18 protein-coding genes and 1 pseudogene are annotated in these 23,447 nt (G+C 42.5%); 4 read left to right on the top strand and 15 right to left on the bottom strand.

The genetic code is table 11. The features are described 5' to 3' along the window. Position 1: 1 nt before the first annotated feature. The 12 genes from nuoM to ndhC all read right to left on the bottom strand — a co-directional run bounded on the left by nuoM (position 2) and on the right by ndhC (position 13,559). A complete protein-coding gene (gene nuoM / locus M5F03_RS10485; protein ID WP_249708281.1) occupies positions 2-1,615 on the bottom strand; it encodes an NADH-quinone oxidoreductase subunit M in 1,614 nt (537 codons plus the stop codon). 1 nt (position 1,616) lies between these two features. Further along, positions 1,617-3,506, bottom strand: a complete 1,890-nt coding sequence (gene nuoL, locus M5F03_RS10480) for an NADH-quinone oxidoreductase subunit L (protein ID WP_078191097.1) — start codon at positions 3,504-3,506, stop codon at positions 1,617-1,619. Next, positions 3,503-3,811: an NADH-quinone oxidoreductase subunit NuoK gene (gene nuoK, locus M5F03_RS10475; RefSeq protein ID WP_067665227.1), complete on the bottom strand. Its 309-nt coding sequence runs from the start codon at positions 3,809-3,811 to the stop codon at positions 3,503-3,505. Before nuoK ends, nuoL begins: the two co-directional genes overlap by 4 nt. Continuing rightward, entirely contained in the window at positions 3,811-4,329 is a 519-nt protein-coding gene (gene nuoJ / locus M5F03_RS10470) for an NADH-quinone oxidoreductase subunit J (RefSeq protein WP_171262661.1), read from the bottom strand. Before nuoJ ends, nuoK begins: the two co-directional genes overlap by 1 nt. Continuing rightward, positions 4,329-4,871: an NADH-quinone oxidoreductase subunit NuoI gene (gene nuoI / locus M5F03_RS10465; RefSeq protein ID WP_078191099.1), complete on the bottom strand. Its 543-nt coding sequence runs from the start codon at positions 4,869-4,871 to the stop codon at positions 4,329-4,331. Before nuoI ends, nuoJ begins: the two co-directional genes overlap by 1 nt. A gap of 18 nt (positions 4,872-4,889) precedes the next feature. Then, a complete protein-coding gene (gene nuoH, locus M5F03_RS10460) occupies positions 4,890-5,906 on the bottom strand; it encodes an NADH-quinone oxidoreductase subunit NuoH (protein WP_078191100.1) in 1,017 nt (338 codons plus the stop codon). Positions 5,907-5,909: 3 nt separating this feature from the next. Further along, complete coding sequence (gene nuoG / locus M5F03_RS10455) at positions 5,910-8,588, bottom strand: NADH-quinone oxidoreductase subunit NuoG (RefSeq protein WP_249708280.1); 2,679 nt, start codon at positions 8,586-8,588, stop codon at positions 5,910-5,912. A gap of 11 nt (positions 8,589-8,599) precedes the next feature. Then, positions 8,600-9,931: an NADH-quinone oxidoreductase subunit NuoF gene (gene nuoF, locus M5F03_RS10450; protein ID WP_078192293.1), complete on the bottom strand. Its 1,332-nt coding sequence runs from the start codon at positions 9,929-9,931 to the stop codon at positions 8,600-8,602. Next, positions 9,928-10,437 (bottom strand): NADH-quinone oxidoreductase subunit NuoE, encoded by a 510-nt coding sequence (gene nuoE / locus M5F03_RS10445; protein ID WP_078191103.1) that lies wholly within the window; start codon positions 10,435-10,437, stop codon positions 9,928-9,930. The genes nuoF and nuoE overlap by 4 nt, the downstream gene beginning before the upstream one ends. A 14-nt stretch (positions 10,438-10,451) precedes the next feature. Further along, positions 10,452-12,239: an NADH-quinone oxidoreductase subunit C/D gene (gene nuoC, locus M5F03_RS10440; protein ID WP_078192294.1), complete on the bottom strand. Its 1,788-nt coding sequence runs from the start codon at positions 12,237-12,239 to the stop codon at positions 10,452-10,454. An 87-nt stretch (positions 12,240-12,326) separates the two neighbouring features. Beyond that, positions 12,327-13,004: a NuoB/complex I 20 kDa subunit family protein gene (locus M5F03_RS10435; protein WP_078191105.1), complete on the bottom strand. Its 678-nt coding sequence runs from the start codon at positions 13,002-13,004 to the stop codon at positions 12,327-12,329. 6 nt (positions 13,005-13,010) lie between these two features. Then, the gene (ndhC, locus tag M5F03_RS10430) at positions 13,011-13,559 is read right to left on the bottom strand and encodes an NADH-quinone oxidoreductase subunit A (protein ID WP_078192295.1); all 549 of its coding nucleotides are present in this window, start codon (positions 13,557-13,559) and stop codon (positions 13,011-13,013) included. A gap of 557 nt (positions 13,560-14,116) precedes the next feature. On the opposite strand from ndhC, the gene M5F03_RS10425 reads away from it, so the two are divergent. Then, on the top strand, positions 14,117-14,473 hold the full coding sequence (locus tag M5F03_RS10425; RefSeq protein WP_078192296.1) for a hypothetical protein: 357 nt from the start codon (positions 14,117-14,119) through the stop codon (positions 14,471-14,473). Between the two features lie 92 nt (positions 14,474-14,565). Here the strand turns inward: M5F03_RS10425 and bfmS are convergent, their stop codons facing one another. Then, a complete protein-coding gene (bfmS, locus tag M5F03_RS10420) occupies positions 14,566-16,227 on the bottom strand; it encodes a sensor histidine kinase BfmS (protein ID WP_180034533.1) in 1,662 nt (553 codons plus the stop codon). A 44-nt stretch (positions 16,228-16,271) separates the two neighbouring features. Then, on the bottom strand, positions 16,272-16,988 hold the full coding sequence (bfmR, locus tag M5F03_RS10415; protein ID WP_067764711.1) for a response regulator transcription factor BfmR: 717 nt from the start codon (positions 16,986-16,988) through the stop codon (positions 16,272-16,274). 588 nt (positions 16,989-17,576) lie between these two features. On the opposite strand from bfmR, the gene M5F03_RS10410 reads away from it, so the two are divergent. The 3 genes from M5F03_RS10410 to M5F03_RS10405 all read left to right on the top strand — a co-directional run bounded on the left by M5F03_RS10410 (position 17,577) and on the right by M5F03_RS10405 (position 22,442). After that, positions 17,577-20,408: a ribonucleoside-diphosphate reductase subunit alpha gene (locus M5F03_RS10410; RefSeq protein ID WP_249708279.1), complete on the top strand. Its 2,832-nt coding sequence runs from the start codon at positions 17,577-17,579 to the stop codon at positions 20,406-20,408. Between the two features lie 299 nt (positions 20,409-20,707). Then, the gene (locus M5F03_RS16645; protein ID WP_265937026.1) at positions 20,708-20,830 is read left to right on the top strand and encodes a hypothetical protein; all 123 of its coding nucleotides are present in this window, start codon (positions 20,708-20,710) and stop codon (positions 20,828-20,830) included. A gap of 328 nt (positions 20,831-21,158) precedes the next feature. Further along, the gene (locus tag M5F03_RS10405) at positions 21,159-22,442 is read left to right on the top strand and encodes a ribonucleotide-diphosphate reductase subunit beta (protein WP_078191110.1); all 1,284 of its coding nucleotides are present in this window, start codon (positions 21,159-21,161) and stop codon (positions 22,440-22,442) included. 81 nt (positions 22,443-22,523) lie between these two features. On the opposite strand, the pseudogene M5F03_RS16680 reads toward M5F03_RS10405, so the two are convergent. Beyond that, positions 22,524-22,736 (bottom strand): annotated as a pseudogene (locus M5F03_RS16680) (transposase); the annotation flags it as partial. Between the last annotated feature and the right edge of the window lie 711 nt (positions 22,737-23,447).

Genomic DNA, 23,447 nt, shown 5'->3' with positions numbered 1-23,447 from the left:
CTTATTGCATCTCCACATTTTCAGGTTGTACAGCAATCTGCTGCACAACATCAACGACTTCTTGAACTGGGATATAGCTATTTGCAATCCACGCCATGCTTGAATTTGAAATATCAAGGAAGCTTTGTGGGAATAGACCAAGCCATACTAGACCAAGAGCACAGATTAAAAGAAGCACAACTTCACGCGCATTTAAGTCTTTCAACGGATTTGCGTAATGCTGTTTTTGTTCTTCGTTTGGTGTACCAAACAACGCTTTGTGGATCAGGATTAAACCGTAAAGACCGGCAAATACTAAGCTTACTGCAGCAAGGATTGTATACACAGGGAACTTGTCATAAGAACCCATCAAGATCAGGAATTCACCGATGAAGTTACCTAGACCCGGAATACCTACAAGTGCCGCAACAAAGAACATTAAGAAGAATGAAAGGTATTGGAACTGACCACGAATACCGCCCATCAAACGCATGTCACGTGTATGCAGACGTTCGTAAACCTGACCACACATAATGAACAATGCAGCAGAAGATAGACCGTGAGCCAGCATCATAATCATCAAGCCTTGGAATGTCAGGATGTTACCTGCATACAAGGCAAGAAGTACGAAGCCCATGTGCGAAATAGATGTGTACGCAAGCAGACGTTTCATGTCTGTTTGTTGGAATGCACACCATGCACCGTAGAAAATACCGATTAGACCAAGAATGATCGCGATGTCAGCAAACTGAGCAGATGCTACTGGGAAGAATGGAATAACGAAACGTAAAAGACCATAAGCCGCAGTTTTAATCAAGATACCTGCAAGGTCGACAGAACCCGCTGTAGGTGCTTGTGCATGTGCATCTGGTAACCAGCCGTGTAATGGGAAAACTGGAAGTTTTACCGCAAAACCAATGAACATACAGATCATGAATGCATACGCAAGTGCTGGAGCTTTCGCCTCAACAGTGTGTGCAACACTCATCAAGAAGTCATAGTTAAAGCTGATTTGACCGTGAAGTTGGAAGCCAACAACCACTAGACCCAAGATACCGATCAACATGATCAGACCCGCAACCTGAGTATAGATAAAGAATTTAGTTGCAGCGTAAACGCGTGACTTACCTTCTGCCCCTTTATGACCCCAAAGTGCGATCAAGAAGTAGATTGGTACCAGCATCATCTCCCAGAAGAAGAAGAATAGGAACATGTCAATCGCTAAGAATACACCGATCACACCACCTAAAGACCACAGTAGGTTTAAGTGGAAGAAACCAACGTTCTTTTGAATCTCACCCCATGAACAGCCGACCGCAAGTACACCCAGTAATGCAGTTAAACCCACCATAAGCAGTGAAAGACCATCCACCGCAAGGTGAATGTTAATCCCTAAAGTGGTAATCCACGGTAGGTTAAATTGAGCAGCCCACTGTGGAGCTTGTGTACCCAACTCGTAGTTATAAGTACCGCTTTGCCATAAAACGACGGTTAACACCAACGTTAATAGCATACCAATTAAGGCAATATAGCGTGGTAAGTGCTTGTCGAGTTTATCGACAAGCCAGCATACAAAACCTGCAATGAACGGAATAAGGATCAGAGCGGGTAGAATTAAATTGTTTGGAGTTTCCATTTTATTTCCCCACGACCTGAATCACGACCAGGATCAATAGTAATGCAAACGTACCGAATGCCATACTAGATGCGTATTCACGCAATGAACCTGTTTGACGTGAACTTGTAAAGCTATTACCGCCTTTAACAAGTGCAGGCAATACAAGCCATAAGCCGTCAATTGGATCACGACCAAAGATTTTAGCCAGTAGCAAATAAGGCTTAACGAAAACAATGTTGTACAAAGCATCGAAACCAAGTGCATTACGACAGATATTTGCAAGACCCGCGCCCAGTGAAGTTTTCGCGAACGATTTCACTGCACCATAAGCAAAGGCAAATAACACCACACCCACTGCAAGACCTGCAAGTGCAATACCAACAGCTGTGTATTCAGCGCTATGCATACCGTGTTCTAGTGCTTCTGGAATATTAAACGCTGGGATTTGTGCAGCATTTAAAATATTCGTTACTGGTGCTTTTAATACATAAGCTAAACCAGTTGAAAGCACTGCAAGAATCGCCAATGGACCCCAGTAAGTAACACCTTTGATTTCATGGTAAGGCGTGTTTTCTTTACCAAAGAATACAACCCAAATAAGACGGAATGTATAAATTGAAGTTAAGAACGCACCTGCTACACCAGTCCAGTACAAGCAGTCATAAACTGCAATCGCTTGACCTTTCACCCATACCGCACCAAGAATCGCATCTTTCGAGAAGAAGCCGATCGTGATGAATGGAATCGCAGCCAATGCACCGCCACCAATCGCGAAACAAGCAAACAAGAATTTGTTTTTGTGGAATAGACCACCCATCTTGAAGATGTTTTGCTCGTGATGGTAAGCCAAAATCACTGCACCAGAAGACAAGAATAATAATGCCTTGAAGAATGCGTGAGTCAGCATGTGGAATAGACCTGCTTGGTAAGCTTCAGCACCTACAGCCATAAACATATAACCCAACTGACTCATAGTTGAGTAAGCAAGAATACGTTTGATGTCTGTTTGTACCAATGCAGCAAAGCCTGCAACTAACAATGTCACCGCACCTGTGATTGAGATGAACATCATCACTTCTGGCGCTTGTTCAAACACGCTGAACATACGGCTACATAGGTAAACACCCGCCGTTACCATTGTTGCTGCGTGGATCAATGCAGATACTGGTGTAGGACCAGCCATCGCATCTGCCAACCATGTTTGTAATGGGATCTGAGCAGATTTACCTGCAGCACCCAAGAACAACATCAATGCAGTCCAAATCGCAATTGAAGAACTCTGAGCCAAAACTGTTGGCGCAGCAGCTACAACTTCTGCAATGTTTAAAGTGCCGAATTGTTGGTAGATCAAGAACAATGCGATCAGTAGGAATACGTCACCCACACGTGTTACAGTGAATGCTTTAATTGCAGCAAAACCGTTTGCAGGTGTTTGGTAGTAGTAACCAATCAATAGGTATGAACATAGACCTACACCTTCCCAACCGAGGAATAACAACGCTAAGTTGTCACCCAACACTAAAAGCAGCATGCTTGCTACGAATAGGTTGAAGTATGAGAAGAAACGTGCAAAGTCTTCTTCGCCACGCATGTACCATGTTGCAAAGATGTGAATTAAGAAACCCACACCTGTGATCATGCCCATCATCAATAATGATAAGCCATCTAAATGAAGCGTGAAGCCCGGTGCTAAGTTACCTGCACTGAACCAAGTCCAAAGATGCTGAGTTGTTGCAACTGAACCATTATTAACAAAGTCGATACCGGCAATTAATGCAAATAAAGCTGAAAGACCAACTGAACCTGCACCAATAATTGCAGCAACTGATTCAGGAAGATTTTTACGACCTGCCGCCAACAGGATAAAACCAATTAGCGGGAATAGTACTGTTAAATATAAATAACTCATCCGCGCATCTCACTAGCAGCATCCACATCCAGATGATGGAAGCGATGATAGAACTGAAGGACGATCGCAAGACCGATACAAGCCTCTGCTGCAGCAAGCGTTAAGATCAAGATAAACATCACTTGACCATCTGGCTGTGCCCATGCGCTTCCTGCCAAAACGAACGCTAAAGCAGCTGCGTTCATCATGATTTCAAGGCTCATTAAAATAAATAGTAGGTTGCGTCGAACCATCACACCGTAAAAACCCAGTGCAAAAAGAATGGTTGCAACGATCAAACCATGTTCTAAAGGGATGTTGCCCATTATTCTTTGTCCTCTTCTGCACCTGGCTCACGTTTGCCAAGATGGAATGCAGCGACAAGTGCGCCAAGCAATAACATCGCAGCAACTTCAACCAGCAATAAGTACTGAGTAAAGAGTGAAGTACCCACTTCTTTCGGACCGACAACTTGAGCACCCATGACAGTGCCAGCAGTTGTGTAGTCTGACTTCAACATCCAAACAAGGATTAGACCCATCAGGAAGCTCATCAACGCAGGATATGCCCACGCTGAAGAAGTCAGCCATTTGCTTTCTTGTTCAACTGTATTTTGACCAAGATTCAGCATCATCACGACGAATACGAATAGCACCATGATTGCGCCAGCGTAAACGATAATTTCGAGGGCACCGGCAAACGGCGCACCCACGATCATGAAGATACCTGCAACTGCAAGTAAAGAGATAATCAAGCTTAATAAAGCGTGTACTGGGTTCGTGTTAGTTACAACACGAACGGTAGAGACGATGGCCACAAGCGCCATCAAATAAAATGGCCACATCATGGTAATAGACTCCGTACATCAACTGGTGTGCTTTCGCGTTGAGCCTGACCTTTATCTTTACCAGCAACAGCCATACCTGTTACGCGGTAGAAGTTATAGTCTGGGTATTTACCAGGACCTGAGATAAGAAGGTTTTCTTTCTCATATACTAAGTCCTGACGAACATACTCACCTAACTCAAAGTCAGGTGTCATTTGAATCGCAGTCGTAGGACATGCTTCTTCACACATACCGCAGAAAATACAACGTGAGAAGTTGATACGGAAAAATTCCGGATACCAACGACCATCTTCTTTTTCAGCTTTTTGTAGTGAAATACAGCCGACTGGACATGCAACCGCACAAAGGTTACATGCAACGCAGCGCTCTTCACCATCAGGGTCACGCGTTAACACGATACGACCACGGAAACGTGGTGGTACGATGTCTTCCGCTTTAACCTCTGGATATAAAATGGTGTCACGTTTACGTGTCGCGTGTGAGAATACCATCCACAACGAACGTACAATTGACCCAAATCCAGCTAGAAATTTAAACATTTTATTCTCCCTGCTGTCTTAGGCCTGATTCATCAGAATCACAGCACCAGTTACCAGAAGGTTAACCAACGCCAATGGCAAGCAAATTTTCCAACCAAAGTTCATGACTTGGTCATAACGTGGACGCATTAAAGAACCACGAGCCAAGACAAACATCATTACAAAGAATGCTGTTTTAATAATGAACCAGAACGCAGCTGGAATGAATGGAATATCTAGGTTGAAAGGCGCTAACCAACCACCGAAGAATAAAGTCACGATTAATGCAGAGATCAGTACGACGTTGACGTATTCCGCAACGAAGAACATACCCCATTTCATACCGCCGTATTCGACATGGTAACCTTCCGCCAATTCTTGTTCTGCTTCTGGTTGGTCAAATGGATGACGGTGAGTTACCGCAACGCCCGCAACCACGAAGATCAAGAAACCTAAGAACTGAGGAATAACAAACCAAACATCACGTTGAGCTTCAACAATTTCACGCATGTTGAATGAGCCTGCAATCGCAACCACACCCATCAGTGAAATACCCAAGAACACTTCATAAGAAATGGTTTGAGCAGCAGAACGTAAACCACCAAGTAATGCGTATTTGTTATTTGATGACCAACCACCGAATAATACTGCGTATACCGCAATACCAGCCATTGCCATAAAGAACAATAGACCGATGCTCATGTCTGAAACACCTAGATAAGGTGAAACAGGAATAACCATGAACGATAGCACCGCAGTTGCCATCGCAACTGCTGGAGCCATACGGAAAGTCAATTTGTCAGCAAATTTTGGTGTCCAGTCTTCTTTGAACATGATTTTCAGCATGTCGGCAACAATCTGGAACATACCGCCCGGACCTACACGGTTCGGACCGTAACGGTCTTGCCACAAGCCGAGTAAACGACGTTCAATAAAAGACATCAACGCAGCGATCAATACCACAACCAGTAAGATCACAATTGCTTGAAGAACTGAATAGGCGATTGGCCAATTTTCAGCCCACAGCGGCGTTTGACGGATTAATTCTTGTTCCATGAATTACACTCCTACCGCGACTGAAACAGGTTCTGCAAGCGATACTGTAGGTGCTAGACCCACTGGGTAACCGATATAACCTGTAGGTAAGTATTCAATCACTTGAACTGGAAGGACGATTTCAGCATCCCCTGCTTTCACAGCGATACGTTGACCATCTTGAACATTTAAGCGTGCTGCATCTTGTTCACCCACAGCAAACATTGCTTCAGGAATACGTGATTCCATCGCAGGAGTTTTCACTGTAAATTCACCAGAAGCGAAGATGTGATGCATCGGCACAAGACGGAAGCTCTCACCATTAACCGCAACAGGTGCAGGTGCAACGAAAGTACGTGCTGGACGTTTCGCTAAACGATCGAATAAACGAACGCCTGCATCACCACCTTTTAAGTGACCACCCACGTTGTCTTGGAATTTGTTCCAAGCTTGTGGAGAGTTCCAACCTGCAGACCAAGCAAATGGTACAAGTGAAGCTGGAGTTTGGTTACCTACATAACCTTCCATAGAGAACGTCAACGCAGAGTCTTTATCGACTGGTTGTTTTGGTTCATGAATAGAAAGTGGTGCGCGCATCGCAGTACGACCTGAGTAACGACGTGGTTCACGTGCCACTTTCAGACCATGTACACGGAAGCCAGCATCTGGTGCTACGTCTTGAATTGCTTCAAGTGCAGGAACGTTTTTCGCTACTGACTCGATAACATCATCAAGAACTGTCCAAGAAATCGCTTTGCCTTTCACGCCAGTTTCAATGGCATGTAACCAGCGCCAAGATTCTTTGATCGCAAGTTCTGGTTTGTAGTAGCTTGGGTCATACACTTGGTAGAAACGTTGTGCACGGCCTTCTTGAGAGACCACAGTACCATCACCTTCAGCAAATGAAGCAGCAGAAAGTACGATGTTGGCTTTTTTCACAGTTTCAGTTTCAGAATGATCAAGTACAATCACTTCTTTACCAGAAAGTGCAGCATTCACCTGCGCGGCTGGTAAACGACGATAAAGGTCATTTTCCACCACGATCACAGTATCGTAATCTTGTGCAAATGCTTGTTCTAAGCTTTGACCACCAAAGATCGCTAAGCCCATTGAGTTCACTTCAGGAACAGTCAATGTTAAGCCCGCATTACCAAGGTTCTGTGCAACTTGTGCAGCAGCTTCCATGATTGATGCGTCTTGCAAGCTTGTACCAGAGATGATTAATGGTTTTTTCGCAGCTTTTAAAGTGTCAGCAATCGTTTGTGCAAATGCTTTTGCATCGTCATCCAAACCTAAGATCACTTCACCTTTGACAGCAGCAGCGACCGCAAAACCTAAACGTGCAATGTCGTTAGGTGATGCAACAACTTCACCGGTAGCAACATCAGCTAAACGTGTTTGAGTTGCAGCAAGGATGTAAATCGGAGATTTCGCATCTTGAGCAATACGTTGTACAGGCTCAGCCAACCACTCTTGCGTACGGCGCTCTGCAGCCATTTCTTTGGCTTTATTTTTCGCAGCTTGGCGAACAGATAGAGCCATACGTGGTGCAGTTTGAGTTAAGTCTTCACCCAAAATCAACACAGCATCGTAGCTTTCGATTTCACGCATACCAGGGTTATAAACACCTTCGGTTTGCATAATAGAAGCTGCAAGTTCAACAAGTTTTTGCTCTTTTTGAGACATACCCGTTGAGAAGTTGTCTTGACCTACAAGTTCGCGAAGCGCGAAGTTTGATTCAAGTGATGCACGTGGTGAACCGATACCCAATACTTTTTTGCCTTGGATATTTTCAATTACGGTATCCAATGCTTGGTCTACAGAAACTGTAGTTACATTTGCACCAGAACGGAATTGTGGTTGACGTGGACGATCTTCACGGTTCACATAACCTGTACCGAAACGACCTTTATCGCAAAGGAAGTATTGGTTCACGTCACCGTTAAAGCGGTTTTCTACACGACGTAGTTCGCCATAACGTTCACCCGGAGAGATGTTACAACCTGAAGAACAGCCTTGGCATACGCTTGGAGCATACTGCATGTCCCATTTACGGTTATAGCGTTCAGAGTGAGTTTTATCTGTGAATACACCTGTTGGGCACACTTCAGTCAAGTTACCAGAGAATTCAGATTCTAAAGTACCTGATTCTGGACGACCAAAGTAAACACGCGAAGCGTTTGCATACACACCAAAGTCCGTACCACCTGCATAATCTTTGTAGTAACGCACACAACGGTAGCACGCGATACAACGGTTCATTTCATGAGAAATGAAAGAGCCTAGCTCTTGGTTGTAATGCGTACGTTTTGTGAAGCGGTAACGACGACGGTCATGCTGAGTCATTACAGTCATATCTTGTAAATGACAGTGACCACCCTCTTCACAGACTGGACAGTCGTGTGGGTGGTTGGTCATCAAGAATTCAACAACAGAAGCACGGAAATTCTTTGCTTCGTTATCTTCAATCGAGATGTAGGTATTGTCAGACGCAGGCGTCATACATGACATAACTAAACGACCGCGAGTATCTTCAGGATTCGCGTATTGAGTCACAGCACATTGACGGCAAGAGCCGACAGAACCTAAGGATGGATGCCAACAAAAGTATGGGATGTCGATGCCAAGGCTAAGACATGCTTGTAGCAAGTTCTCTGAGCCATTGACTTCATACGATTTTCCATCGACATGAATTGTAGCCATAGTCGAATTCCTTAAGCTTGTTCTACGTTGCTAGTTTGAGCTGCCGCATTTACGACTTTAGCTTCAAACTCGCCACGGAAATGTTTGAGTGCGCCCATTAACGGTTCCATCGCACCTGGAGCATGCGCACAGAAAGTTTTACCAATCCAAAGCTTACGAGTAAGTTCTTGTAAGTGATCGATATCTTCTTTCTTACCTGTGCCATCTTCCAAGGCTTTAAGCGCTTTAACCGCCCAAGGTAAGCCATCACGGCATGGTGTACACCAACCGCAAGATTCACGCGCAAAGAATTCTTCTAAGTTACGTGTCGCAGAAACCATACACTGAGTTTCATCGACTACCATGAGCAAACACGTACCTAAACGTGAACCTGCTTTCATGATGCTTTCAGCATCCATAGGAAGGTCAATATGTTCAGCAGCAAGGAAGTCTGTAGAAGCACCACCCGGTAACCATGCTTTGAGTTTTAAACCATCACGCATACCACCCGCATGATCTTCAATCACTTCACGCGCAGTTGTACCAAATGGAAGTTCCCAAAGACCTGGGAATTTTACTTTGCCTGAAGCGCCATAAATTTTAGTACCTGGATCTTTCGACTTACCTTCAGATAAACCGATATACCATTCAGGACCACGAAGCATAATTGCGGGTAAGTTGTTGTAAGTCTCTACGTTGTTAACAATCGTAGGACGACCCCAAGCACCTGCAACTTGTGGGAATGGCGGTTTAGTACGAGGGTTCGCACGGCGACCTTCAAGCGAGTTAATCAATGCAGTTTCTTCACCACAGATATAACGACCCGCACCGGTATGCACGTGTAACTCGAAGTTCCAACCTGTACCTAAGATGTTTTCACCCAAGTAACCTTTGGCACGAATTTGGTCCAATGCTTCATTTAAGTATTGAGCCGCTTCGACGTATTCACCACGAATGAAGATATAACCCTGTGTTGCTTCTAATGTATAAGCAGCAATCAACATACCTTCGATCAACTGATGAGGAAGTTTTTCCATCAACAGACGGTCTTTGAAGGTACCAGGTTCCATTTCATCGGCATTACAGATGAGGTAACGAGGGCCTGAGTTATCATTTGGCGCCATAAGCGACCATTTGATCCCTGCAGGGAAGCCCGCACCACCACGACCTTTTACAGTCGCAGCTTTGATCACTTCAAGCACTTCTTTCGGTTGCATGCCAACAGCTTTCTTAAAGCCTGCATAACCTTCAAGTGCTTCGTAATCATCTGCACTGCGAACGTGTTCCTGTTTACTCAAACGCCAAGTTAATGGGTGAGTTTCTGGGTTACCGTCGCCATAAATTGGTTTTGGTTCAGTATTCATACATACTTCTCCAATAACTGTTTAATTGAAGTCACTTCAACTAGACCGTGAGTGTCTTCGTCAATCATTAACGTCGGACCTTTGTCACAATTACCTAGGCAGCAAATTGGCAATAAAGTAAAGCGACCATCTGCAGTCGTTTGACCAAATGAAATGCCTAATTCACGCTGGAATGCTTCAGCAAGTGTTTCCGCACCCATCAAGAAACAAGCAATTGAGTCACATAATAAAATTACGTGGCGACCAACTGGTTGACGGTAAATACGGTTATAGAAAGTTGCAACACCTTCTAGGTCTGCAAGGCTCATGCTAAGCAATTGCGCAATAGCATTCATCTGTGCATCATCTACCCAGCCATTACGGCGTTGTACACACTTCAACGCATCAAGACATGCTGCGCGTGGGTACGGATAGTGACCAATGTGATGTTCGATATCGTGGATTTCTTCCGCAGTTAAAATCCCTTCAACGTTCACACGTGGTTTTTTGTCAGTCAAAATCATCATAATGCGATTACCCCTTAGCGATCCACGTCAGCCATTACGACGTCAATTGTCGCTAAATAAATGATTAAGTCAGACATTAAGCTGCCGTTAATCACAGAAGGCATTTGCTGTAAGTGCGTGAAGGTTGGTGTACGGATACGTGTACGGTAACTCATCGTTGACTTGTCTGAAGTCAAGTAGTAGTTCGACGCACCTTTTACCACTTCCGCCATTACAGAGCTTTCGCCTGCTGGCATTACAGGACCCCATGATACGCTCAAGAAGTGCGTAATCAATGTTTCGATGTCTTGTAAAGTTTTATCTTTTGGTGGTGGAACAGCCAGTGGATGGTCTGCTTTGTATGCACCAGAAGGCATGTTGTCTAAACATTGCTTGATGATTTTCAGCGATTCTTCAATTTCACGGAAGTGAACAAGAACACGTGCATAAGCATCGCCTTCGTACTCTAAAGGCACATCGAAGTCGTAGTTTTCGTAGCCGCTATAAGGACGGTATTTACGAACGTCGAAATCAATACCTGTAGCACGTAGACCAGTACCCGTTACACCCCAAGCCAATGCAGATTTAGCATCATACTGAGCAACATTACGGGTACGACCGATAAACACTGAGTTTTTCAGTGCTGCAGTGTAGTACTCGTTCATACGCTTCGGCATCCAATCTAGGATTTCGCGAATGAGGTGCTGCCAGTTGTTTGGCAAGTCATGCGCTGTACCACCGATACGGAACCATGCTGGGTGCATACGGTAACCCGTGATCGCTTCGATCGCGTCATAGATTTTTTGACGGTCAGCGAACATATAGAATACTGGGGTCATACCGCCGGCATCCTGAATCGCAGTACCAATGAACAATAAGTGGTTATTGATACGGAACAATTCAGACATCATGACACGGATACATTGTGCACGATCAGGAACGGTAATCCCTGCCATTTGCTCTACGCCAAGAACGTAAGGCATGTTTTGCGCACAACCACCTAAGTAGTCAACACGGTCTGTATACGGGATGAATGAGTGCCATGTTTGACGCTCAGCCATTTTTTCCACGCCACGGTGGTGATAGCCGATGTCAGGAACACAGTCTTTCACTTCTTCGCCGTCCAACTGCAAGATCACACGGAATGCACCGTGCGCAGATGGATGGTTAGGACCCAAGTTTAGGAACATGAAGTCTTCATCATCGTTCCCACGCTTCATACCCCAATCTTCAGGTACGAAACGAAGATGTTCTTGTTCGTAATCCTGTTTCGCTTGGTTTTGGCGATAAGGCGTGTATTCAGTCGCACGTGCAGAATATTCTTTACGTAACGGGTGACCTTCCCAATATGTTGGCAACAAGATACGACGGAGCATTGGATGCCCTTCGAAGTTGATACCAAACATGTCGTAAGCTTCACGTTCGTACCAGTTGGCATTTGGCCAAATGTTGGTTGCCGTTGGAATGTTCAAATCTGACTCATTCAATGCAACTTTAATACGAATATCACTGTTACGCTCAAGCGATAACAGATGATAGAACACAGTGAAGTCAGATGCAGGCAGACCATCGCGGTGTGTACGTAAACGCTCATCAACCGCAGACAAGTCAAACAGCATCACGTATGGACGTGACACTGTACGCAAGAACATTAAAACTTCTTGTACACGTGCGCGCTCAACCCAGACTGTTGGAAAGTCTTCAAAAGTCGTTTGCACGTAGAAGTTCTCACCAAATTTGGTTTTGAGCTCTTCTACAATTGCAAATGCAGGGCGGGAATCAACTGGAGTTGATTCTGGCATAGCAATGTCAGTTTCAGCCATTGGCTTGGCTTCCTATTTAATACAAATTCAGTCAATCAAAACGACAATTACACCCAGTCCGGGTGTATCAATATTTCGTCGCAGTGATTATTTAATTTCATCCATTGAGCGTAAGTTTTTCACTGCAATACGCTGTGCGTTCTTACGGTCACGTTCTGGCATCATCTTTGGCTTATACACTGGCTTAAGATCATCACCAATCACGGCCGATAAAGGACGGCGCTCAAGTTGAATCTGGTCTTGCAATAACATCAATGCCTGAATTAAAGCTTCAGGACGTGGTGGGCAACCCGGGATATACACATCGACAGGGATGATTTTATCCACACCTTGTACAACTGAATAAATGTCGTACATACCACCAGAGTTTGCACATGCGCCCATTGAGATTACCCATTTAGGCTCAAGCATTTGCTCGTACAAACGTTGAATTACTGGCGCCATTTTCATGAAGCATGTACCTGCAACAATCATCAAGTCAGCCTGACGTGGTGAAGCACGAATAACCTCGGCACCGAAACGTGACAAGTCATGCACGCCTGTTAAAGTCGTTGCATACTCTACGTAGCAGCAAGATGTACCAAAGTTGAACGGCCAAACTGAGTTTTTACGACCCCAGTTTACTGCTGTATGTGCAACATCCTCTAAACGAGTCATGAACACATTTTTATTCACTTCTTCTTCAAGCGGATCGGTAACGATTTGACGCTCTTGAAGTGGATATTGATCAGCATCCGGATTCGCACGGGTTAATGTATATTTCATCCCGTCTTACTCCTTGTCAGATGATGCAGTCGGTGACTTAGATTTCACACGACCAGATGATTGCGCTGGAATTTGACCTGTAGGGTCCATAACCAACTCTTCAATAGAGTTAAAGCGTGTGATTTCTGCGATATCCATATTTGGCGAACCAATTTTAGGTTTAATTCCCGCCGCTTTACGCTTGTCAGAAGGTGACCAATTCAAACCACCAGAAGACAATTCATAAACCAAACCAGCAAGTAAAACTAAAATAAAGACTGCTGCAGCTGCAAAACCAACCCACCCAGTTTCACGAACAGAAGATGCCCATGCATAAAGGTAAAGTGCTTCGATATCGAACACCACGAAGAAGATCGCAACTAAATAGAATTTCGCAGACAAGCGAATACGTGCACCACCAGCACCTACTACACCTGACTCAAACTGCTCTTGCTTAGCACGACCCCATGATTTACCCCCAAGGAGTAAAGGGACGGTCAGCATAAAGACGCAAAGGAATGTAACGCCGATCACGAAGGCAATAATTGCCCAATCGTATGGAGTAATGGCACTCATGCGGGGATAACTCCTGGCAGGCCTATTTATTAACAAAGAATGTATGTATTGGCCTTCAAATACACCAAACACAAAATTAATCCCGCCAATTGTACCTGATTGAGGAGGCTTCTTGCTAGCTTATCGATATTCGTCTTTAGGATGATTTTTTAATCATTTCAGGATTTAAATTGGGTTTACTCCCTTAAATTTAGGATTAATCGTTTAATTAGATTAGATCTTGTTTTTTTATTAATTATTACATTTATGTGATTTTAACAGAAAATTATGACTGTTCAGTTTCATGAACAAATCCTTCAACTTTTAGCTCATGTATTAAATTTTCATGGCCGTATCATTTATTAAATAAATTCCATCTTGTTTCAAATTGGTTGCCTTTTTTATCCCATCTATTAGCTTTGATCTTTCCCCTAAAATGAAAAACAAGTTGAATTAGCACAAAGAAAAAAGTCTTTTTTTAGCTTCTTGTGACTTTTTTGCAATTCTTTGACACGACCCACAAAGAGTGTGATATTTGTAGTTAAAACACAAAAAGCAATCACAACGGAGAGACAATAATGACTTTAGAATTTACGCATAAACCTGATTATTTTCTATCTGCACAATTGGTGATTCACCATATTAAAAGCTATTTAGATAAGCATCCTGATGCTCAAAATGCCATTTTTGATTTACGTGATATTTATGAGTTGTTACGACAAGATTTAGCTTCTGCAACAACCAACCTTAACGGGATTATGAATATTGCAGATGAATATAAACTTGAAACTTTAAACGGTGATCAAAAACTTATTAGCAATTATTCTATCGATGCTAAAAACAACTCCTTACTCATCGATTTTAATGCAGATGCTCTTGCCGCATTAAAAAATGGCAAACCTATTATTGAACCCGATGCAACAATTACGGAATAAGTAGAAAACTGATATCAAAAAGCCATTCAAATTGAATGGCTTTTTATACTTATCATTCACTAAAATCAGCTTAGCTACATATCTAAGCTTACTTAATTTTCATTGGTACTCGGTTCTTTAACATCTAACTTCGGTTTATTTTTCTTAAAACGAGTTGCAGGCCATGTCATGGTGAAACGCGCCCCGCCTAATATTGGACTTTCATCAATATCAATAGTCCCGCCAAACCAATATGCAATGCGACTAACAATCGATAAGCCTAAACCATAGCCCCCTGAGGCACGTGTGCGACTATCATCTAAACGTGCAAAAGCATCAAAGATACGTTTACGATCTTCTTCTGGAATGCCGGGGCCATCATCTTCAACACAGATATAAGCCATACCTTCATCATTCACACCACCACTAATCAGCACTTTATCGTCACAATATCGCACTGCATTCCCCACCAAGTTTTGTACAACACGGTGTAAATAGCGACGCTCGGTTTCCACAACTACTCCAATTGGTGGTGCTTGCAATTCCAAGGTTTTCCCAGTCTTTAAGGCTTCAGTTTCAATCAAGACCTGATCTAAAACTTCAAACAAGCTAACATCTTCAAATTCTAAAGATGGCATGCCCTGCTCAAGTTTGGCATAAGTCATGATTTCATCAATTAAAGTATTTAGAGCCTCAATATCTTTATCAATCTGTTCGACTTGCTGCTGACGGTAGTCATAATCATCTTCATCCGCCATCATTTCTACACCAAAGCGAATACGTGCCACGGGTGTCCGCAGTTCATGCGATACCGCGCGCATCAACTCACGCTGTGCTTCAATTAAACGCTCAATATGATCTGACATGGAGTTATAGCTCGATGCTAAAGTACCAAACTCATCCGTGCTTTCGACAGGCAGACGTACAGATAAGTCCCCGCCCTTCATTTTATTTAACGCATAATTTACAGCACGCAGCTTACGTTGCATCGGCACCAATAGACCATAAACACCCAAGCTCAAGACAAACAAGCTCAGTAGCGTAATACCCGCTGCCAACTGGAAAGGCATCCAATTAAACAGTGGCACAGGCCCCATAACCAAGACTTCTGAAGTTGAGCTTGGAATTGGTGATACGATCGAAATAGTTGTGCCGCGCTCAGTCGCACTATCACGATACAAAATAATGCTGTGATCTAAACGTAGTCGGCCGATTTGCTCAGAGTCTAAAGGTAAACTTTGAACATTTTGAATTGAAATTGGATAAGAAAAATGATGTTGGATTTTTTCAAGATATTGTTTTTCTTGACCTGGGTAATACACCAAATAATCCAGTATAAATACAGGCAATGCTTTCATTTGGCGTTCTGAAATATTATCAGCTTTTATATACAGTAGATGTGCAGGGTCATCTTTTAAGCCAATAATAATATAAGCTGCTGTGGTTTGTGCGTCCCAACGCACTACAGCTTTACGCTCTTCTATACGTTTTGTTTCCGCTCGGGTTAAATCAACCTGATTAGCTTTTACATAATAAATAGGCAACTCAAGTAGATCAGATGCATCTGACACCCAATCTGACTTTTGTTGTTCATTTGGCTGACGTGCAATACCTTCACTTATAATGAAAGCCAAACCGTCAGTAAGCGATTCACGATATTCTTGCGCGCGCTGGTAGTTAATGATTTGCACCAGCAAATAGCCAAATGTAGCGACTAAAAAGACTAAAATCAGTAGCCCCGCATAAACGCGCAAAAATATACTGTGTTTAAACACGTAAAAGTGTCCTACTTTTCCAAACTAAGGGACGGTATTTTACATTAAATGCCGTTGGTTTCTTTTACGAATAAATAACCTTTACTACGTACGGTCTTAATACGTTTCGGATTTTCTGGATCATCACCAATTTTTGGACGAATACGCGAGATACGCACGTCAATTGAACGGTCTTGACCATCGTATTCAATACCACGCAGACGCTCAAAAATATCTTCACGAGAAAGAATGCGACCCGCATTAGATGCCAACAACCATAAAAGGTCATATTCTGCACTGGTAAAGTCAACCAACTCATTATTGAGTGTGACAGAACGACCACCATTATCAATTACAAGATCATCAAATTCGATGCGCTGTGCAACCTCATCTTCTGGTGCTTTGTCTGTACGACGTAATAATGCACGAATACGCGCAAGTAAAACGCGAGGTTGAACAGGTTTTGCAACATAATCATCTGCACCCATTTCTAGACCCAACACTTGGTCCATGTCTTCGGTACGTGCAGTCAACATTAAAATTGGTTGATGGTAGTGTGGACGAACTTCACGACAAATGGTTAAACCATCTGCACCCGGAAGCATCACGTCGAGTAATACCATATCTGGTTGTTCAGCGATAATACGGCGAATCGCACGATTACCGTCTGGTTCTACCCCAACTTCAAGTCCGTTACGGATTAAGTATTCTTGAGTTAAACGAGCAAGACGCTCATCGTCTTCAACAATTAAAATTTTAGGTAACTTTTCTTCTTGGCTCATTGATTGCCCCTTATTTGATTGGGCGTATCCTATTTGAAATCCGATAGATACGCTTAAACATAGTTTGCAATATACACACGTTTACATTGTAAACAAGATGGCATTCACCAAACTGATACATCAATATCGTATTTTGTAATAAATTTTAACCTGCTACATTTTTGCAGCCGTATTTACCAATCATTTCCATGACCTATTGCTCACAATACCAACAATTATAAATTTGGATACATTTTCATCGAATAAAAACTGACTGATTAATTCACAACTTTTTAGGCTTTCTGAAGTTATCCACAATGTTATCTATAAGCACTCTTTTTCGACTTTGCTATGCTATGCCCTTGTCGGATAAGGCATATATAACAAAGATAAAAAATAGGGATTTTTTGAGATGGATTTCTGCCAAAAAAGTTCAAAGCATTTAGTAAAATGTCAATATTGATATACCCTGAATTTTCCCGTATCTTGTGTTCAATAAATTTTTAAACCACTAGGTCTTGTGTTTAAACCTCAAACACTGTGGCATAAAAATTGCCCAGTTCAAACGGTCCTAACATAAAAATAGATGACAAATGGAGCTATGCTAGCATGAGCGTAACGAATTCAACCCCTGGTCAAATTCAGGTGATTAAACGCACCGGTGACGTTGCACCTTTTGATGCAGAAAAAATCTCTGTGGCGATTGGTAAAGCGTTCTTGGCCGTTGAAGGCCAGCAAAGCGCTGACTCCAGCCGTATTCATGACCGTATCTCTCAATTAACTGAGATGGTATTGAATACCTTTAACCGTCGTTTACCTTCTGGCGGTACCATTCATATTGAAGAAATTCAGGATCAGGTTGAACTTGCGCTTATGCGTACAGGTGAGCAAAAAGTTGCTCGCTCTTACGTGATTTACCGCGAACAACGTGCCGAAGCTCGTAAACAAACTGGTGCTCACCACCACCCTACTTTACAAGTGACAGGTTCAAACGGTCAGCTTAAACCGCTTGATCTTGGCGCACTTGAGGCAAATATTGTTAAAGCAGCTGAAGGTTTAGAAGGCATCGATGTTCGAGCGATTATCGATGAGACTGTAAAAAACCTTTATAACGGCGTAAAAGAGTCAGACATCTCAACGACCATGATGATGGCTACTCGTACACGTATCGAACAAGAACCAAACTATACATATGTGACTGCGCGTTTATTGCGTAACGACCTTGTTGCTACAGGGTTAGAGTTCTTAGGTTTAGATAGTGACACGAATGAAGGCGACGCTTTAGAAACTTTCTTGAAGAAAGGTATCGAGCTTGATCTTCTTTCTCCAGAACTACTTAACTTTGACCTTGCAAAATTGGCTGCTGCGATTCAACCAGAACGCTCAAACCAATTTACTTATTTAGGTCTACAAACCTTATTTGACCGTTACTTCATCCACTCAGATGGTGTACGTTTCGAATTACCACAATTATTCTTCATGCGTGTTTCAATGGGTCTTTCATTGAACGAAGCAAACCGTGAAGAACGTGCAATCGAATTCTATAACTTATTGTCTAGCTTCGATTACATGGCGTCTACGCCTACTCTATTTAACTCTGGTACTTTACGTCCACAGTTATCTAGCTGTTACTTAACAACGATTTCAGATGACCTTTACAACATTTATGGCGCAATGCGTGATAACGCAATGTTGTCTAAATGGGCAGGTGGTTTAGGTAATGACTGGACACCAGTTCGTGCGCTTAACTCGTACATCAAAGGTACAAATGGTAAGTCACAAGGTGTTGTACCGTTCCTTAAAGTTGCCAACGATACTGCTGTTGCAGTCAACCAAGGTGGTAAACGTAAAGGTGCAGTATGTGCATACCTTGAAACTTGGCACTTGGACATCGAAGAATTCCTAGAACTTCGTAAGAACACGGGTGATGACCGTCGTCGTACACACGACATGAACACAGCGAACTGGGTTCCTGATTTGTTTATGCAACGTGTATTCGAAGATGCTGAATGGACTCTGTTCACACCATCTGAAACACCTGATTTGCATGACCTAACAGGTGCAGAATTTGCTGAACGCTATGCTTACTACGAAGGCATTGCGAAAGAAACCAACATGCTACATAAGAAAGTCCGTGCGAAAGACTTATGGCGCAAAATGTTGTCTATGTTGTTTGAAACTGGTCACCCTTGGATCACATTCAAAGACGTATGTAACTTACGTTCACCACAACAACACGTTGGTGTAGTTCACTCTTCTAACTTGTGTACAGAAATTACGCTGAACACTAACGAAGATGAAATCGCAGTATGTAACTTAGGTTCAATTAACCTTGTACAACACGTGCAAGGCGGTGTGTTAGATCGTGAAAAGCTTGCTCGTACAGTAAAAACTGCTGTTCGTATGCTCGACAACGTGATTGACATCAACTACTACGCTGTTCCTCAAGCACGCAACTCGAACTTGAAACACCGTCCAGTGGGTATGGGTATCATGGGCTTCCAAGATGCTTTATACGAAATGAAATTGGCTTATGGTTCTGATGCTGCGGTTGAGTTCGCTGACGAATCTATGGAAGTGATTTCTTACTACGCAATCCAAACGTCTAGCGACTTGGCAGTTGAACGTGGTACTTACGAGACATTTAAAGGTTCACTTTGGGATCAAGGTATCTTGCCAATTGACTCTTTAGATATCGTACAAAAAGCGCGTCCTGACCGTATGTTTGAAGTTGACCGTACAACACGTTTGGACTGGGATAGTTTACGTACTAAAGTTCAAAAAGACGGTATGCGCAACTCAAACGTGATGGCAATTGCACCGACTGCAACCATTTCGAACATTTGTGGCGTATCACAGTCAATCGAACCAACTTTCCAAAACTTGTATGTGAAATCTAACCTTTCTGGTGAATTCACAGTGATCAACCCGTACCTAGTACGTGCGTTAAAAGATCGCGGTCTTTGGGATTCTGTAATGGTCAACGACCTGAAACACTTCGAAGGTTCGGTTCAAAAAATTGCACGTATTCCTGAAGAGCTTAAAGCAATCTTCGCGACTGCGTTCGAAGTTGAACCACGTTGGATTGTTGATGCTGCATCACGTCGTCAAAAATGGATCGACCAAGCTCAGTCTCTTAACCTTTACATCTCTGGTGCAAACGGTAAGAAACTCGATATGACGTACAAAATGGCATGGTTACGTGGTCTAAAAACTACTTATTACCTACGTGCATTGGGTGCGACTTCTGCTGAGAAATCAACCATTAACACTGGCGCATTGAACGCAGTTAAGCCTGCTACTGTTGCAGCACCTGTAACTGCTGTTGCGAAAGAAGAACCTAAAGCTGAAGTTGCTGCTGAAGAAGAAGGTTTTGGTCAAGCAGCTCCAGTGCCTATGGCATGTTCAATTGACAACCCTGATTGTGAAGCTTGTCAGTAATCTGACAGGTTTTAAATCCTCCCCAACCCTCCTTTAATAAAGGAGGGAGATTCCTCGAAGCAAATGGCGGGATGCAAGTCCCCCTTTGCAAAAGGGGGATTTAGGGGGATTAAAAATTTAGGCAATAAAAAAGCCCTCTAGCGTCCGTCAAAACTAACTAGAAGGCTTTCAATCTCGATGTGGCATTGCTAAGAGGTCACCCCGAGGCTGGCATTAGAGAATGCGATAGTAATTCTATCATTGAATTTACAATCGAGCCAGTAGAAGTCATCTAAGCAATTATTATGAGGTACTTAGCCATGGCGAATAAAGCTGCTCGAAGTGCTATCACGGGTCAATATGTAACTTTGGAATATGCTAAAAAGCATCCTAAAACTACTGTTGTTGAAACCGTGAAGCCAACTAAATCATCTAAAAAATGATTTTAATGTAATTCTTAGTCTCGACTAAGAATTACCAATGAAATAAAGGACACCACCATGCCACATATGACGCATAACTATCAGTTAGGGCTTATTGCTTTGGTGGTTTCCTTTATTTTGACTTTTTATGTCCCGATCGCCTATTTCTGGTTTAAGGCATATAAATCGCGTAATCAAAATAAGTAGTGGGGATATTTGCTCTACCGAACAATTTTAGAGCAGTGATCGACAAAACTTAATTTTGCTTACACAAATTGAGCGTATAGTAGGACATCTCAGCGACGCTGGATGTCTATAAAAGATATAAAGCAACGAAGAGAGAACTGTTATGTCTATCCTAAGTTGGGACGATTTCGAAGATGATGAACCGAAACAAGCTGCACAAGCTCACCAGCCTGCGCCCGTCGAACCGCAAAAAACGACTGATTCGCAAGTGGTATCTAATGCACAGCACTCATCGCCGAATTTGGCAGCTGCACAACCCGCTCGAACCAGTACAAATCGACCAACAGATCCAACCGATCCGTTGGCAAGAGCATCTAACGCTCTAGAAAATCTAGACGTTGCACCTGGCTTAGAAGAGCTAGAAATGGGTGCTCAGCGTGTTCAAGTTGACGATAAAGCGATGATCAACTGCCGCGCTGACTTAAACCAACTTGTACCGTTCAAATACGAATGGGCTTGGCAAAAATATCTAGACGGTTGTGCAAACCACTGGATGCCGCAAGAAGTGAACATGAACCATGACATCGCACTTTGGAAGTCTGAAAATGGCCTAACCGAAGATGAGCGTACCATTGTTATGCGTTCTTTAGGTTTCTTCTCGACTGCGGATTCATTGGTTGCGAACAACTTGGTTCTTGCAATCTACCGTCACATTACCAACCCTGAATGCCGTCAGTACATCTTACGTCAATCATTTGAAGAAGCGATTCACACGCACGCTTACCAATACTGTATCGAATCTTTAGGTATGGACGAAGGCGAAGTCTTCAACATGTACCGTGAAATTCCTTCAGTGGCTCGTAAAGCAGCTTGGGGGCTGAAATATACACAATCTTTAAGTGATCCTACGTTCAAAACAGGTACACCTGAAAACGACCAAATCTTGCTTCGCAACTTGATCGCGTTCTACTGCGTACTTGAAGGTATCTTCTTCTACTGTGGTTTCAGCCAAATCTTGTCTATGGGTCGTCGTAACAAGATGAATGGTGTTGCTGAACAATTCCAATACATCTTACGTGATGAATCTATGCACTTGAACTTTGGTATCGACATGATCAACCAAATCAAGATCGAGAACCCTCACCTATGGACTGCTGAGTTCCAAGAAGAAATCATTCAAATGATTCTTGAAGGTACGATGCTTGAAATCGAATATGCACGTGACACTATGCCACGCGGTGTATTGGGTATGAATGCAGGCATGATGGAAGAATACTTGAAGTTCATCTGTAACCGTCGTTTAAGCCAATTGGGCTTGCCTGAACAATTTGCTGGTGTGAATAACCCATTCCAGTGGATGTCAGAAATGATGGACTTACGTAAAGAGAAGAACTTCTTTGAAACTCGCGTAACGGATTACCAAACTGGTGGTGCGTTAAGCTGGTAAATTTTTGATTTTTAAAAGCGGAATTTAATATTCCGCTTTTTTATTACCATAAAAAGTCAAATATTCTAAAGTTGTTCAATATAGGCCAAACAGGTTAATGAGACTTTGAACAAAGCCAGTGAGCAAGCCTAAAAATAGACGGAATAGAAATTGAATTATAAGACAGCATTAGATGACTGCGTCAGAATAAGTTTGATTGCGTCCGTGTTGGCCTTTTGACCAAGCATACCATTAAGTTTTGGGATCAAACCCAGTGGAAATATTTCCACAATTAATGCGCGCTCGGTTGTATATAGACTAATTGAGGGTACGATAAATTTTGGGAGTAAGCTTATTCATTTGCGAATTATATTGCGGGATAAGACATTATCGGCAGGCACGTGCAACAAAGTCATTTTTATTTAAGAGCACATAAGAATAATTACCATGCATCACTCAATTGAGCTTCATCCAAGGCTTTCTTTAGTTCATCAGACATAAAAATTGAGTAAATCAACTCTGGGTCATGCCAAAGATCTAAGTCACTCCCTGTTGCCTGCTCCGAAACTGCAATAGCGTTATTTTTATATTCTGAGTAATGTAATCCATAAAGATTTTCAGTAAATGGTTCTGCTTCTAAATCTTTCGTACAGAATTCAGGCTATAAATAATTTCTTGATTCGGCTATATTCAAAAAATAATAGGTTTTATCATTAATGGGCTCATTTAAATCTAAATCAAAAAATGAAACAGGATAGAACTTTGTGTCGCCCAAATTAATTTTTTTAGAATATTCGCACTTTTTTCACTAATTAATAAAAAACCTTCTAAAGTACGACAAAAATTTGGGAAATCAATATTTTTATCTATACTGTGCCCATATAAAGTATAAGGGATATTCTTATCATCTACTTTCTTAAATTGTTTATATTCGTCACTTATATCAATTATACTTTTTAAGAGTTTTTTCTCTTTTTTATCTCATCTTGAGATTTATTAGATATTTTTCCTAAAGCATAAAATTCA

This window comes from Acinetobacter amyesii (assembly GCF_023499985.1).
Taxonomy (GTDB): Bacteria; Pseudomonadota; Gammaproteobacteria; order Pseudomonadales; family Moraxellaceae; genus Acinetobacter; species Acinetobacter amyesii.
Note: the sequence above shows the minus strand (reverse complement) of the source record. Positions and strands in the feature narration are given on the sequence as shown.

Bases quoted from the DNA above. Each gene is read 5' to 3' on its own strand.
- nuoM (WP_249708281.1), bottom strand. From the start codon at position 1,615: ATGGAAACTCCAAACAATTTAATTCTACCCGCTCTGATCCTTATTCCG.
- nuoL (WP_078191097.1), bottom strand. From the start codon at position 3,506: ATGAGTTATTTATATTTAACAGTACTATTCCCGCTAATTGGTTTTATC.
- nuoK (WP_067665227.1), bottom strand. From the start codon at position 3,811: ATGGGCAACATCCCTTTAGAACATGGTTTGATCGTTGCAACCATTCTT.
- nuoJ (WP_171262661.1), bottom strand. From the start codon at position 4,329: ATGTGGCCATTTTATTTGATGGCGCTTGTGGCCATCGTCTCTACCGTT.
- nuoI (WP_078191099.1), bottom strand. From the start codon at position 4,871: ATGTTTAAATTTCTAGCTGGATTTGGGTCAATTGTACGTTCGTTGTGG.
- nuoH (WP_078191100.1), bottom strand. From the start codon at position 5,906: ATGGAACAAGAATTAATCCGTCAAACGCCGCTGTGGGCTGAAAATTGG.
- nuoG (WP_249708280.1), bottom strand. From the start codon at position 8,588: ATGGCTACAATTCATGTCGATGGAAAATCGTATGAAGTCAATGGCTCA.
- nuoF (WP_078192293.1), bottom strand. From the start codon at position 9,931: ATGAATACTGAACCAAAACCAATTTATGGCGACGGTAACCCAGAAACT.
- nuoE (WP_078191103.1), bottom strand. From the start codon at position 10,437: ATGATGATTTTGACTGACAAAAAACCACGTGTGAACGTTGAAGGGATT.
- nuoC (WP_078192294.1), bottom strand. From the start codon at position 12,239: ATGGCTGAAACTGACATTGCTATGCCAGAATCAACTCCAGTTGATTCC.
- M5F03_RS10435 (WP_078191105.1), bottom strand. From the start codon at position 13,004: ATGAAATATACATTAACCCGTGCGAATCCGGATGCTGATCAATATCCA.
- ndhC (WP_078192295.1), bottom strand. From the start codon at position 13,559: ATGAGTGCCATTACTCCATACGATTGGGCAATTATTGCCTTCGTGATC.
- M5F03_RS10425 (WP_078192296.1), top strand. From the start codon at position 14,117: ATGACTTTAGAATTTACGCATAAACCTGATTATTTTCTATCTGCACAA.
- bfmR (WP_067764711.1), bottom strand. From the start codon at position 16,988: ATGAGCCAAGAAGAAAAGTTACCTAAAATTTTAATTGTTGAAGACGAT.
- M5F03_RS10410 (WP_249708279.1), top strand. From the start codon at position 17,577: ATGAGCGTAACGAATTCAACCCCTGGTCAAATTCAGGTGATTAAACGC.
- M5F03_RS16645 (WP_265937026.1), top strand. From the start codon at position 20,708: ATGGCGAATAAAGCTGCTCGAAGTGCTATCACGGGTCAATATGTAACT.
- M5F03_RS10405 (WP_078191110.1), top strand. From the start codon at position 21,159: ATGTCTATCCTAAGTTGGGACGATTTCGAAGATGATGAACCGAAACAA.